We start from the raw sequence: 13875 nt of genomic DNA, 5'->3' as shown, positions 1-13875 counted from the left end.
CCGGTATCACGGGATTGTTCACATATAGATCAGCGTGTAACAGGTGTAATTAAAGTGTTCACGGCTGATGCCGCACAATAACGGCCGCCGTTGCTGTTACTACCTGAAGCTTGCGGTATCGCACGCAAGAAAATACAAAAAAACAGCGGGCCAGCCAAATGATAGGCAAAAAAAAACGGCGCCCAAAGGCACCGTTTTATATTTTTTCACAAGCAACAACTCTATGGTAGTCAGCGACTAACCATAGATATTGGCACGGTCACGCAGCTCTTTACCTGGCTTAAAGTGAGGAACGTACTTACCGTCCAGCTCAACTTTATCGCCAGTTTTCGGGTTGCGACCCACACGCGGAGCACGGTAGTGAAGAGAAAAACTGCCGAATCCGCGGATCTCGATGCGCTCACCATCGGCTAGCGTAGCAGCCATATGTTCTAGCATCTCTTTCACTGCATCCTCAACGGCTTTCGCCGGTACATGAGATTGCTGGCCAGCAAGTCTTTCAATAAGTTCAGACTTGGTCATAGTTCCTCCAAGCTTTGCAGCTAAACTACCGTATCGGGGCGGTTAACAAACCGCCCCCCGTCATTACTCGCCTTTAGCCGCTTTGAAAGCTTCAGCCATAGCGTTAGAGAAGTTGCTTTCTTCCTGTTTGTTGTTAACAGTAGCGATTGCATCTTTCTCGTCAGCTTCGTCCTTAGCACGTACGGACAGGCTTACTACGCGGTTCTTACGGTCAACGCCGGTGAATTTAGCTTCAACGTCGTCACCCACATTCAGAACCAGAGTTGCATCTTCAATGCGGTCGCGAGAGGCTTCAGAAGCACGCAGGTAACCTTCTACGCCGCCTGCTAATTCAACTGTAGCACCTTTGGCGTCAACTGCAGTGACTTTACCAGTAACAATAGTACCTTTCTTGTTCATAGACAGGTAGTTATTGAACGGGTCTTCAGCCAGTTGCTTCACGCCCAGGGAGATACGCTCGCGCTCTGCGTCAACTTGCAGAACAACCGCTGCGATTTCGTCGCCTTTCTTGTATTCACGAACTGCTTCTTCGCCTGCAACGTTCCAGGAGATGTCAGACAGGTGAACCAGGCCGTCGATGCCGCCGTCCAGGCCGATGAAGATACCGAAGTCAGTGATAGACTTGATTTTACCTTCAACGCGGTCGCCCTTGTTGTGGGTTTCTGCAAACTGCTGCCATGGGTTGTTTTTGCACTGCTTCAGACCCAGGGAGATACGACGACGCTCTTCATCGATGTCCAGAACCATAACTTCCACTACATCGCCCACGTTAACAACTTTGGACGGATGGATGTTTTTGTTGGTCCAATCCATTTCAGAAACGTGTACCAGACCTTCAACGCCTTCTTCGATTTCTACGAAGCAGCCGTAATCAGTCAGGTTGGTTACACGACCAGTCAGCTTGGTGCCTTCTGGGTAACGTTTCGCGATAGCAACCCATGGATCTTCGCCCAGTTGCTTCAGGCCCAGGGATACACGAGTACGCTCGCGGTCGAACTTCAGCACTTTAACAGTGATTTCGTCGCCAACGTTGACGATTTCGCTCGGATGCTTAACGCGTTTCCAAGCCATATCAGTGATGTGCAGCAGGCCGTCAACGCCGCCCAGATCAACGAATGCACCGTAGTCAGTCAGGTTCTTAACGATACCTTTAACTTCCATGCCTTCCTGCAGGTTTTCCAGCAGTTGATCACGTTCTGCGCTGTTCTCTGATTCGATAACCGCACGGCGAGAAACTACAACGTTGTTGCGTTTCTGGTCCAGCTTGATGACTTTGAACTCAAGCTCTTTGCCTTCCAGGTGCAGAGTGTCACGTACTGGACGCACGTCTACCAGGGAACCTGGCAGGAACGCACGAATACCGTTCAGCTCTACAGTGAAGCCACCCTTAACTTTGCCGTTGATAACACCGACGACAGTTTCAGCTTCTTCGTAAGCTTTTTCCAGCGTGATCCAAGCTTCGTGACGCTTAGCTTTCTCACGGGACAGCAGAGTTTCACCGAAGCCATCTTCAACAGCGTCCAGCGCAACATCAACTTCGTCGCCTACCTGGATTTCCAGCTCGCCCTGTGCGTTTTTGAATTGCTCAGCCGGGATGGCAGACTCAGATTTCAGACCGGCGTCAACCAGTACTACGTCTTTGTCGATAGCAACTACAACGCCACGAACGATGGAACCCGGACGGGTTTCGATTGTTTTCAGGGATTCTTCAAAGAGTTGAGCGAAAGATTCAGTCATGTTTAATCTTCAGGGTTCTATAGTTTAACGTCCATTTAGCATCCCGCCGAATGGGGTTGTTTCACATACCCCGCCATTGGCTCCATGCCGACAGGGTTTAGGTTACAGGGGTAAAATTTTACCCGATATAGTTCGATACTACCATGACAAATATGACAAAAAGCCAATAACGTCGCCGCGCTTACTGCTGCGGCAACGCTAAAACTTCATGTGCATAAGTCAGCGCACGCTGGATGACTTCGTCGATCGACATGCTGGTTGAATCCAGCACAAGGGCGTCAGAAGCCGGCACCAGTGGCGCGATAGGCCGATTACGGTCACGGTCATCCCGTTCCTTTATCTCGGCTAAAAGACGTTCAAAGTTAACATTAAAGCCCTTTTCCTGCAACTGTAGCATGCGGCGGTGCGCACGCTCCTCAGAGCTGGCGTCCAGGAAAATTTTGACTGGCGCATCAGGGAACACCACTGTGCCCATGTCACGACCATCGGCAATCAGGCCCGGGGACTCACGGAACGCCCGCTGGCGACGTAACAAGGCTTCACGTACACGCGGGAAAGCGGCGGCCTGCGAAGCGGTATTACCAACAGTTTCAGTGCGGATCTCATTGCTGACATCCTCACCTTCCAAAATAACCTGCAGTTTGCCATCCTGGGCAATAAAACGAACATCGAGATGTGCGGCCAGTGGAACCAGCGCCTCCTCAGACGTGATATCGACCTGATGATGCAGCGCCGCTAACGCCAGCACGCGATAAATCGCGCCGGAATCAAGCAAACGCCAACCAAGGGATTCGGCCAACGCTTTACACAACGTGCCTTTGCCTGCGCCACTTGGTCCATCAACGGTTATCACCGGGGCTGTAGCCGTCATTTCTCTCTCCTTCAGGTAGAAAACCTCACAGGGACATAACCTGCCATCAGCACAATGCGAAAGCATAATTAAACGCGTCCCTGTCGTCCGCCCAGTCGGGGCAGTCAGTCACGGTGGCGCATTATACGCTGCCAAGCGGCGAACTGTTACCCTGGAACTGTCTGGTTGTTGAAAATAAGCGTATGACCGCGCAAAAGTATAGCGGACGCCCCAGGCAATGAGGATTAAAAAACGACAAAGGCCCAATGAAGGGCCTTAAAAGACAGTATCTGACTACGGTTAGGCTAATTGACTGATGCGCGCCAGCTGTTCGAAATAGTCCGGGAAAGTTTTCGCGGTGCATTTCGGGTCGAGGATCGTGACCGGCGTATCCGATAGCGCCACCAATGAGAAACACATCGCCATGCGATGGTCATTGTAGGTCCCGATATCAGCAAACGTCAGTTTAGCCGGCGGTACCACATGAATATAGTCTTCCCCTTCATCCACTTCGGCCCCCACTTTACGCAGCTCAGTCGCCATTGCAGCCAGACGGTCAGTCTCTTTCACTCGCCAGTTATAGATATTACGGATAGTCGTCGGGCCTTCGGCAAATAAAGCGGCGGTTGCGATGGTCATCGCTGCATCCGGGATATGATTCATATCCATATCGATACCGTGCAGTTCACCGCGAGTACATTCGATATAGTCATCACCCCAGGTGATGCGCGCGCCCATTTTCTCCAGCACGTCGGCAAACTTAGTGTCCCCTTGAACGCTTTTTTTGCCAATGCCCGTTACGCGCACAGTTCCGCCCTTAATTGCCGCCGCCGCCAGGAAGTAAGACGCTGAAGAGGCGTCACCTTCCACCAGATAGTCGCCTGGTGAACGGTAGTTTTGACGCCCATTAATGTGGAATACGCGGTAGTTGTCGTGGCTGACCTCAACACCGAAAGTACGCATCAGGTGCAGCGTAATATCAATGTACGGCTTGGAAACCAATTCACCCTTGATATGAATATTGGTGTCTTGGTGTGCCAAAGGTGCTGTCATCAGCAATGCTGTCAGGAACTGGCTGGAAACACTGCCGTCAACGGTCACATCGCCGCCATGGAAACCGCCGCGCAGACGCAACGGGGGATAATCCGTTTGCTCTAAATAATCAATTTGCGCGCCGCCCTGGCGTAAGGCATCAACCAGATGACCGATCGGGCGTTCTTTCATACGTGGTTCACCTGTCAACACCACATCGTTGCTGCCCAGGCACAGTGCCGCCGCCAATGGGCGCATTGCGGTACCAGCATTACCGAGAAACAGTTCAAGTGGTTGGTTGGCCACCAGCGGGCCGGCAACACCCTCAACTTTACAGGTGGTACGATCGTCAGACAGTTGATAGCTCACGCCCAGCGCCTGCAGCGCATTCAACATATGGCGTACGTCGTCGCTGTCCAGCAAGTTGGTCAACGTCGTCGTCCCCTCCGCCAGTGCAGCCAGCAGCAGAGCACGGTTGGAGACGCTCTTGGAGCCGGGTAAGTTGACGGTGCCATTAACCAAGGCGACCGGTTGTAACGTCAGGGAATCCACCATGTGAACAAAAATCTCCAAAATCTGATAAACGAAACGGCCCCGGAAATAATGCCGGAGCCGCTTTAACTCAAAAGGACAACAGCGAGAGTTGCCCACGTAATGCGGGCAACCTGGCTTAACCGTGACGACGTTCGAAGTCAGCCATAAAGTCGGTTAATGTCTGCACGCCGGCCAGCGGCATTGCATTGTAAATGGAAGCACGCATACCGCCAACCACTCGGTGGCCTTTCAGCGCCTGCAAGCCAATGGCCTCAGCTTCACTGAGGAACACTTTATCCAACGCGGAGTCAGCTAACTGGAACGGCACGTTCATCCAGGAACGGTTGGCAAGAGCCACACGACTACGGTAGAAGTCGGAGTTATCAATGGTCGCATACAACAACTCGGCTTTAGCCTGATTGCGTTTGTGCATTTCCACCAAGCCCCCCTGCTCTTTCAGCCATTTGAACACTAAGCCAGACAGATACCAGGCAAAGGTTGGCGGGGTATTAAACATGGAATCGTTTTCGGCCAGCACGGTGTAATCGAGAATCGATGGCACTTCACGACGCGCTTTACCCAGTAGATCTTCACGCACGATCACCAGCGTCAAGCCTGCAGGACCGATGTTTTTTTGCGCACCGGCATAAATCACACCAAAACGACTAACGTCCAGCGGACCAGAAAGAATGGTGGAAGAGTAATCGCCGATCACCACTTTATCGCCGAAGTCAGGAATCTCATCGATGGCCACGCCGTCGATGGTTTCATTCGGGCAATAGTGCACGTAGGCCGCGTCGTCGCTTAACTGCCACTCTTTCATCGGTTTGATACCGAGCAGGCCGTCAACAGACGTTTTTACGTCAATGGTGTTTGGTGTGCAGTATTTTTTCGCTTCGGTGATGGCGCTGTGCGCCCAGTAGCCGCCGTCGATGTAGTCTGCGGTGGTTTTTTCTCCCAGCAGGTTCAGCGGCAGCGCGGCAAACTGTGCGCGGGCACCGCCGTGGCAGAACAGCACTTTATAGTTGGAGGGGATTTTCAGCAAATCGCGCAGGTCCTGTTCGGACTGCTGAGCAACTTCAATAAACTCTTTACTACGGTGGCTGATTTCCATCACCGAGGTGCCAAGACCATGCCAGTTGCACAGTTCCTGTTCAGCACGACGCAATACTTCAACCGGCAGCATGGCCGGACCAGAGCTAAAATTATAAACCTGAGTCATTTCCCCTCACCACATTCACTATTCGCCAATGATACTGGCCTACCGAAATACGCCCGAATTATTCCATCGGTTTTATCACTCGCGTCCCCCGCCTGCAATGGTTATTCGCCCGATGCGGGGAAACCCTTTCTCTCGGCAATAACAGGCTCTGCCAAATGACCGCTCTTTTCTACAATAAAACGCTGTGACAATGGCCAATTCAGTGGGTTAACGCGGTTTTTTATGCTGTATTCAGCCGACATAGCTAGGGGGCTCACAGGCCCCCGAATGAAGAAAATGCATTCAACTCAATATTGATTGAACATTTGCTGGATCTGTTTTGGATCTTTAGTCTGCGTCAGTGCTAATTGCAGCAGGACCCTCGCTTTCTGTGGGTTCAACGTGCCCGCGGCGACAAAGCCAAACTTGGTATCATCCACTTCGGCGTCTTCAGTCGTGGACCCCGTAGGCACTCTCGAAGAACGTACTACCGCTACGCCGTTATGTGCAGCCGTTGCCAAGGTGTCGAACACCGTTTTGTATAAGTTACCGTTACCCACCCCTGCGCTGACGATCCCCTGATAGCCTTCGGCGATCAACGCCTTGGCGGGCGCATCAGACGCATTGGCGTAATTATAGATAATGCCGACTTTAGGCAGAACGGTCAGGTTGGACACGTCAAACGGGGTTTCTGTCGTGTGCTTACGCTGCGGCGAACGCTGATAGTCGACCTTACCGTTATGGAGATAACCAAGCGGGCCATAGTTAGGTGACTGGAAAGTCTGTACCGAAGTGGTATTGGTTTTGGTCACATCGCGGGCATCCAGCACGCTGTCGTTCATCGCTACCAGCACCCCACGTTTAGCTGATTGCGGATCTGCCGCTGTCACTACTGCGTTATACAAATTGAACGGACCGTCAGCACTCATTGACGTGGCCGGACGCATCGCCCCGACAATCACCACTGGCTTGTCGCATTTAACGGTCAGATCAAGAAAGTAGGCGGTTTCTTCCAGCGTGTCTGTGCCATGGGTAATGACAAAACCATCAGTCTTGGCACAGTCAGCGTTGATTTTCTTCGCCAGCGTCAACCACACTTCATCATTCATATCCTGTGAACCGATGTTCACTACCTGCTCCCCTTGCACATTAGCGACATTTTTCAACTCCGGTACGGCATTCACCAAAGCATCAACGCCCAGTTTGCCCGCCGTATAGTTGGATTTTGTCGCCGACTCGCCGCCACCGGCAATGGTGCCGCCGGTCGCCAACAGGGTGATATTTGGCAATGCCAGCGCAGAACCGCTTGCGCCTGCCAACAGTAGCGCCAGAACACTGAGTTTCACTGATTTCATTGGGTTTCTCCATGATAGATAACCCGCTGAATTATGGTCTTTATCCACAAAAAAACTGTGACTTTGCCATCGCTTTAGGAATACATGGAGCTTGAGCGCAAAACCCCGTATCATTGCGCGTTTTTAGTACGCTCAAAAAGTGAAGACAATGACGCAAACTTTTATCCCTGGCAAAGACGCTGCGCTGGAAGACTCTATCGCCCGTTTCCAACAAAAATTAAGCGATCTGGGTTTTAATATCGAAGAAGCTTCCTGGTTGAACCCGGTTCCACACGTATGGTCCGTTCACATCCGCGATCGTGATTGCCCGTTGTGCTTCACCAATGGTAAAGGCGCCAGCAAAAAAGCGGCCTTGGCCTCGGCTTTGGGCGAATACTTTGAACGCCTTTCTACTAATTACTTCTTCGCCGATTTCTACCTGGGTAAACAAATTGCCGAAGGCGATTTCGTGCATTACCCGAATGAGAAATGGTTCCCGATTCCAGCCGATGATTCGCTGCCGGCCGGCATTCTCGACGAACGCCTGCATGCGTTCTATAACCCTGATCAGGATGTTAACGCCAGCGATTTGATCGATCTGCAATCCGGCAACGTCGATCGCGGCATCTGCGCGCTGCCTTTCGCGCGTCAATCAGATCAAAAAACTGTTTATATCCCGATGAACATCATCGGTAACCTGTACGTGTCCAATGGCATGTCAGCCGGTAACACCGCCAACGAAGCCCGCGTGCAGGGTCTGTCTGAAGTGTTCGAGCGTTATGTGAAAAACCGCATTATCGCCGAATCCATCAGCCTGCCAGAGATCCCGGCCGAGGTCCTGAACCGCTATCCTGGCGTGGTAGAAGCCATTGCCAAGCTGGAAGAGGAAGGGTTCCCAATACTGTCTTATGACGCCTCTTTGGGTGGTAACTACCCGGTGATTTGTGTCGTGCTGTTCAACCCCGCTAACGGTACCTGTTTCGCGTCATTCGGTGCCCACCCTGATTTTGGCGTGGCACTTGAACGTACCGTCACTGAACTGCTGCAAGGCCGTAGCCTGAAAGATCTGGACGTGTTCACCGCGCCAACCTTCGACGACGAAGAAGTGGCAGAGCATACCAACCTGGAAACCCACTTTATCGATTCCAGCGGTTTAATCTCTTGGGACATGTTCAAACAGGATGCAGATTATCCTTTTGTCGACTGGAGCTTCAGCGGCAGTACGCAGGAAGAGTTCTCTACCCTGATGAGTATCTTCGATAAAGAAGGTGCTGAAGTGTACATCGCTGACTACGAGCATCTGGATGTTTACGCCTGCCGTATCATCGTGCCGGGCATGTCCGACATCTATCCGGCGGAAGACCTTCTGTTGGCCAACAACAGTATGGGTGCACACCTGCGCGATACGCTGCTGGCATTGCCAGGCAGTGAGTGGGAGCCAGAAGAATACCTGGCGCTGATTGAACGCCTGGACGATGAAGGTTTGGACGACTTCACTCGTGTGCGTGAGTTGCTGGGGATTGCTTCTGGTAAAGACAACGCCTGGTATACCCTGCGCGTTGGTGAACTGAAGTCAATGCTGGCTCTGGCGGGCGGCGATATGGACCAGGCACTGATCTGGGCCGAGTGGACGCAGGATTTCAACGCTTCTGTATTGAGCCCGGAACGCAGCAACTACTACCGTTGCCTGCAAACCCTGCTGTTGCTGACGCAGGAACCTGATCGTGATCCTGCACAGTATTACACGACCTTCGTGAAGATGTATGGTCAGGAAGCGGTAGATGCTGCCTCAGCAGCTATCAGCGGCGAAGAGCGCTTTAATGGCCTGTTCGCTGTCGATAGCGATTTGAAAGCATTACCCGCTCATCAGGCGCTGTTAGCGGCCTACGAAAAACTGCAGAACGCCAAACGCCGCTATTGGGCTCAGGCATAATCTCAGTCTCTGTGCGCCGGCAGCCCCTTGCCGGCGCGATACAAAACACCGCCCCTCTTGCCCCACCTGTTGTCCTTCAAAAAATATTAAAACCTTATTTTGACGGTTAAATAGACGCTTTTTCCTTTTATTTTTTTCAGCTAATTACGCACTTATCGGCAAACAAGATAAATAAAACAGCAATTGTTACACGTCGGTGAAATAATAATTAACCGATAATTAAACCTTAACTGCCGTAAAGTGACAAAACACATGAAAATTTAACCTTATTGGGGTTGTCCCGACCAAGAATTCAAAATTTTTTATAAACATTAAAAAAATGTTTTCCATTTAAAATCAATATGATAACCAAATAAACCCTGCGAATTATCCGGTTTTTGGCCGCTTTAGTTCCTCGCCTTATGATCCAAATCAATTTTTACCCTATACTGCTTTGCTAGTATCTCATTGCGTTGTTTTAACCCTTAAAAGCGAGAGTTAGTGTGAAAGCTGACAACCCCTTCGATCTGATATTACCTGCAGCAACGGCGAAAATCGCTGAGGATGCAGGTGTGTATAAAGCCACCAAGCATCCGCTGAAAACGTTTTATTTGGCGATTACTGCCGGTGTCTTTATTTCAATCGCATTCGTATTTTATATCACTGCGACTACCGGCACTGCCGGTGTGCCTTTCGGCTTGGCAAAACTGGTCGGTGGCATCTGCTTCTCTCTGGGGTTAATGCTGGTGGTGGTTTCAGGCGCCGACCTGTTCACGTCCACCGTGCTGATTGTTATCGCCAAGGCCAGCGGCCGCATCAGCTGGTGCCAACTGGGCGCTAACTGGCTAAATGTCTATATTGGTAACCTGATTGGCGCATTGTTCTTTGTGGCACTCATCTGGTTTTCTGGCGAACACATGGTAGCCAATGGTCAATGGGGCTTGAACGTCCTGCAGACTGCTGACCATAAGCTGCATCACACCTTTATTGAAGCCGTTTGCCTTGGCATTCTGGCCAACCTGATGGTTTGCCTGGCGGTGTGGATGAGCTACTCCGGTCGCAGCCTGATGGACAAAATGTTCGCCATGATCCTGCCAGTCGGTATGTTTGTCGCCAGCGGTTTCGAACACAGCATCGCAAACATGTTTATGATCCCTATGGGTATCGTGGTTAAAAACTTCGCCACGCCAGAGTTCTGGCAAGCCGTAGGGGCAACACCCGAGCAATTTGCTCATCTGACCGTAAGCAACTTTATCATCGACAATCTGATCCCTGTCACCATAGGTAACATCATTGGCGGCGGCTTACTGGTTGGGTTGACTTACTGGGTAATTTATCTGCGCGGTGGTGAACAACAGCACTAAGCTGTTAGTTACCGCGTGCCGAGTTAGAAATCCACAATTAAAGGTAGGTGTATAATGACCGAACTTAACGAGAAGTTAGCCAAAGCTTGGGAAGGTTTCAGCAAGGGTGACTGGCAGAAAGAAGTCAACGTTCGTGACTTCATCCAGAAAAACTATACTCCTTACGAGGGTGATGAATCCTTCCTGGCTGGTGCTACTGAGGCCACCTCCACCTTGTGGGAAAAGGTTATGGAAGGGATCAAACTGGAAAACCGCACCCATGCGCCAGTTGATTTCGACACCAACGTTGCCGCTACCATCACTTCTCACGATGCGGGCTACATTGCTAAAGAGCTGGAAACCATCGTTGGTTTGCAGACTGATGCCCCTCTGAAACGCGCGCTGATCCCATTCGGCGGCATCAAAATGGTGGAAGGTTCTTGTAAGGTCTATGGCCGTGAACTGGACCCACAACTGAAAAAAGTATTCACCGAGTACCGAAAAACCCATAACCAGGGCGTATTCGACGTTTACACCAAAGACATTCTGAACTGCCGTAAATCTGGCGTTCTGACCGGTCTGCCAGATGCTTACGGCCGTGGTCGTATCATCGGTGACTATCGCCGCGTAGCACTGTACGGCATCGATTTCCTGATGGCCGACAAACTGAACCAGTTCAAGTCACTGCAAACCAAACTGGAAAACGGCGAAGATCTGGAAATGACTATCCAGCTGCGTGAAGAAATTGCTGAACAGCACCGCGCTCTGGGCCAGATTAAAGAAATGGCTGCCAAATACGGCTACGATATCTCAGGCCCAGCGACCACCGCACAAGAAGCCGTACAGTGGACCTACTTCGGCTACCTGGCCGCAGTGAAATCCCAGAACGGTGCAGCAATGTCCTTCGGCCGTGTGTCTACTTTCCTTGACGTGTTCATCCAACGCGACATCGAAGCGGGCAAATTGAACGAAGAACAAGCGCAAGAGCTGATTGACCATCTGGTTATGAAACTGCGTATGGTGCGTTTCCTGCGTACCCCAGAATATGATGAACTGTTCTCTGGCGACCCAATCTGGGCGACTGAATCCTTGGCTGGTATGGGCGTGGACGGCCGTACTCTGGTCACCAAAAACAGCTTCCGCTTCCTGAACACCCTGTACACCATGGGGCCGTCTCCGGAGCCGAACATGACCATCCTGTGGTCTGAAAAGCTGCCATTGAACTTCAAAAAATACGCTGCGAAAGTGTCTATCGACACCTCCTCCGTACAGTATGAAAATGACGACCTGATGCGTCCTGACTTCAACAACGATGACTATGCTATCGCTTGTTGCGTCAGCCCGATGATTGTCGGCAAACAAATGCAGTTCTTCGGTGCACGTGCCAACCTGGCGAAAACCATGTTGTACGCTATCAACGGCGGCGTTGATGAAAAACTGAAAATCCAGGTTGGCCCGAAAGAAGCGCCAATGATGGATACCGTACTGGACTATGACAAAGTCATGGAACGTATGGACCACTTTATGGATTGGCTGGCCAAGCAGTACGTGACTGCGCTGAACATCATTCACTACATGCACGACAAGTACAGCTATGAAGCTGCACTGATGGCGCTGCATGACCGTGACGTTTATCGCACTATGGCCTGCGGCATCGCCGGTCTGTCGGTTGCAGCTGACTCCCTGTCTGCTATCAAGTACGCTAAAGTATCTACCATCCGTGATGAAGACGGCCTGGCCGTAGACTTCAAAATCGAAGGTGAATACCCGCAGTTCGGTAACAACGATGCCCGCGTTGATGACATCGCTTGTGACCTGGTAGAACGTTTCATGAAGAAAATTCAGAAACTGCGTACCTACCGTAATGCAGTAGCGACTCAGTCAGTACTGACCATCACGTCTAACGTGGTTTACGGCAAGAAAACCGGTAATACTCCAGATGGTCGCCGCGCTGGTGCTCCATTCGGTCCAGGTGCTAACCCAATGCACGGTCGTGACCAGAAAGGTGCTGTAGCATCTCTGACCTCCGTAGCCAAACTACCGTTTGCCTATGCGAAGGACGGGATCTCCTACACCTTCTCCATCGTGCCAAACGCACTGGGTAAAGACGACGATGTGCGTAAAGCTAACCTGGCAGGTCTGATGGACGGTTACTTCCATCACGAAGCGTCTATCGAAGGCGGCCAGCACCTGAACGTTAACGTGATGAACCGTGAAATGCTGCTGGACGCGATGGAAAACCCTGAGAAGTATCCTCAGCTGACCATCCGCGTATCCGGTTATGCTGTTCGCTTCAACTCGCTGACCAAAGAACAACAGCAAGACGTAATTACCCGTACTTTCACTCAGTCGATGTAATTGCCCCATCCGGGCGGGGTTTCCCGCTCGGTGGTTAAGCTGAAACCCAGGGCCGGATCTTTCCGGCCTTTTTAGCAAATACCGTTCCCTGACTCAGCATGAGTCTGTTTTGCCAGATAGCTATACTAAATGGATATCCGGCAAAACAGTTATCCGGCGTAATAACCGGCCAACAGGAATCGTTCCACCCCAGTCGTCGGGCCCTGCCCGCTTACTGCATCGCTGATCCCTGGCTGGCGGTTATAAGCCTACTTTTAGACTGCGTTTGACAGTCAATATTGGAGAAAACCCCGCAATGTCAGTGAAAGGTCGCATCCACTCCTTCGAATCCTGTGGCACCGTAGACGGACCCGGGATCCGCTTTATCGTTTTCTTCCAGGGCTGCCTGATGCGCTGCCTGTATTGCCATAACCGTGACACCTGGGATACCCATGGCGGAAAAGAAGTAACGGTAGAAGAACTGATGAAAGATACCGTCTCTTATCGCCACTTTATGAATGCCTCCGGTGGCGGCGTCACGGCTTCCGGTGGCGAGGCCATTTTACAGGCCGAGTTCGTCCGCGACTGGTTCCGCGCCTGCCATGCAGAAGGTATCAGTACCTGTCTGGATACCAATGGTTTTGTACGTCGTTATGATCCGGTGATTGACGAATTGTTGGATGCTACTGACCTGGTGATGTTGGACCTTAAACAGATGAACGATGATATTCACCAGAATCTGGTCGGGGTTTCTAACCATCGTACGCTGGACTTCGCCCGCTATTTGGCGAAACGCAACCAGCGCACCTGGATTCGTTATGTGGTTGTTCCGGGTTGGTCAGATGATGACGCGTCTACGCACCTGCTGGGTGAATTCACCAAGGGCATGACTAACATCGAGAAAATCGAACTTCTACCCTACCACGAACTGGGCAAGCATAAGTGGGTGGCGATGGGGGAAGAGTACAAGCTGGACGGTGTCCATCCGCCGAAGGCAGACACTATGGAACGCGTCAAAGGCATTCTGGAAAGCTACGGTCACAAAGTGATGTACTGAGCCCTGTAGGCAGCAA

At 51.4% G+C, this 13875-nt stretch carries 10 protein-coding genes; 4 read left to right on the top strand and 6 right to left on the bottom strand.

The window, feature by feature from the left end; all coding sequences use genetic code 11:
- Positions 1-237: 237 nt before the first annotated feature.
- From ihfB to ansB, 6 genes are all read right to left on the bottom strand, one after another.
- Positions 238-522: an integration host factor subunit beta gene (ihfB, locus tag SGR01S_RS08850; RefSeq protein ID WP_004942652.1), complete on the bottom strand. Its 285-nt coding sequence runs from the start codon at positions 520-522 to the stop codon at positions 238-240.
- A gap of 63 nt (positions 523-585) precedes the next feature.
- Entirely contained in the window at positions 586-2259 is a 1674-nt protein-coding gene (gene rpsA / locus SGR01S_RS08845; RefSeq protein ID WP_020826130.1) for a 30S ribosomal protein S1, read from the bottom strand.
- Positions 2260-2440: 181 nt separating this feature from the next.
- Positions 2441-3130: a (d)CMP kinase gene (cmk, locus tag SGR01S_RS08840; protein WP_037421943.1), complete on the bottom strand. Its 690-nt coding sequence runs from the start codon at positions 3128-3130 to the stop codon at positions 2441-2443.
- A 279-nt stretch (positions 3131-3409) separates the two neighbouring features.
- On the bottom strand, positions 3410-4696 hold the full coding sequence (gene aroA, locus SGR01S_RS08835) for a 3-phosphoshikimate 1-carboxyvinyltransferase (RefSeq protein WP_061807211.1): 1287 nt from the start codon (positions 4694-4696) through the stop codon (positions 3410-3412).
- Positions 4697-4811: 115 nt separating this feature from the next.
- A complete protein-coding gene (gene serC / locus SGR01S_RS08830; RefSeq protein ID WP_037421937.1) occupies positions 4812-5897 on the bottom strand; it encodes a 3-phosphoserine/phosphohydroxythreonine transaminase in 1086 nt (361 codons plus the stop codon).
- 287 nt (positions 5898-6184) lie between these two features.
- Entirely contained in the window at positions 6185-7231 is a 1047-nt protein-coding gene (gene ansB / locus SGR01S_RS08825) for an L-asparaginase 2 (protein ID WP_061807209.1), read from the bottom strand.
- Between the two features lie 148 nt (positions 7232-7379).
- Between ansB and ycaO the strand changes: the two genes are divergently transcribed.
- The 4 genes from ycaO to pflA all read left to right on the top strand — a co-directional run bounded on the left by ycaO (position 7380) and on the right by pflA (position 13859).
- Positions 7380-9143: a 30S ribosomal protein S12 methylthiotransferase accessory factor YcaO gene (gene ycaO, locus SGR01S_RS08820; RefSeq protein ID WP_061807207.1), complete on the top strand. Its 1764-nt coding sequence runs from the start codon at positions 7380-7382 to the stop codon at positions 9141-9143.
- A gap of 482 nt (positions 9144-9625) precedes the next feature.
- Positions 9626-10486: a formate transporter FocA gene (focA, locus tag SGR01S_RS08815; protein WP_037421929.1), complete on the top strand. Its 861-nt coding sequence runs from the start codon at positions 9626-9628 to the stop codon at positions 10484-10486.
- 54 nt (positions 10487-10540) lie between these two features.
- Complete coding sequence (gene pflB / locus SGR01S_RS08810) at positions 10541-12823, top strand: formate C-acetyltransferase (protein WP_037421926.1); 2283 nt, start codon at positions 10541-10543, stop codon at positions 12821-12823.
- A gap of 295 nt (positions 12824-13118) precedes the next feature.
- Positions 13119-13859, top strand: coding sequence for a pyruvate formate lyase 1-activating protein (gene pflA / locus SGR01S_RS08805; protein WP_061807206.1), 741 nt, complete (start codon positions 13119-13121; stop codon positions 13857-13859).
- The last annotated feature ends 16 nt before the right edge of the window (positions 13860-13875 follow it).

The sequence above is a fragment of the Serratia grimesii NBRC 13537 genome (genome assembly GCF_001590905.1).
GTDB classification, from domain to species: Bacteria; Pseudomonadota; Gammaproteobacteria; order Enterobacterales; family Enterobacteriaceae; genus Serratia; species Serratia grimesii.
The sequence above is the reverse complement of the archived record's forward strand: the minus strand, read 5'-3'. Positions and strand labels throughout refer to the sequence as shown.

What these genes read in the sequence shown, in the direction of transcription:
- ihfB (WP_004942652.1), bottom strand. Translation starts at nt 522, where the DNA reads ATGACCAAGTCTGAACTTATTGAAAGACTTGCTGGCCAGCAATCTCAT.
- rpsA (WP_020826130.1), bottom strand. Translation starts at nt 2,259, where the DNA reads ATGACTGAATCTTTCGCTCAACTCTTTGAAGAATCCCTGAAAACAATC.
- cmk (WP_037421943.1), bottom strand. Translation starts at nt 3,130, where the DNA reads ATGACGGCTACAGCCCCGGTGATAACCGTTGATGGACCAAGTGGCGCA.
- aroA (WP_061807211.1), bottom strand. Translation starts at nt 4,696, where the DNA reads ATGGTGGATTCCCTGACGTTACAACCGGTCGCCTTGGTTAATGGCACC.
- serC (WP_037421937.1), bottom strand. Translation starts at nt 5,897, where the DNA reads ATGACTCAGGTTTATAATTTTAGCTCTGGTCCGGCCATGCTGCCGGTT.
- ansB (WP_061807209.1), bottom strand. Translation starts at nt 7,231, where the DNA reads ATGAAATCAGTGAAACTCAGTGTTCTGGCGCTACTGTTGGCAGGCGCA.
- ycaO (WP_061807207.1), top strand. Translation starts at nt 7,380, where the DNA reads ATGACGCAAACTTTTATCCCTGGCAAAGACGCTGCGCTGGAAGACTCT.
- pflB (WP_037421926.1), top strand. Translation starts at nt 10,541, where the DNA reads ATGACCGAACTTAACGAGAAGTTAGCCAAAGCTTGGGAAGGTTTCAGC.
- pflA (WP_061807206.1), top strand. Translation starts at nt 13,119, where the DNA reads ATGTCAGTGAAAGGTCGCATCCACTCCTTCGAATCCTGTGGCACCGTA.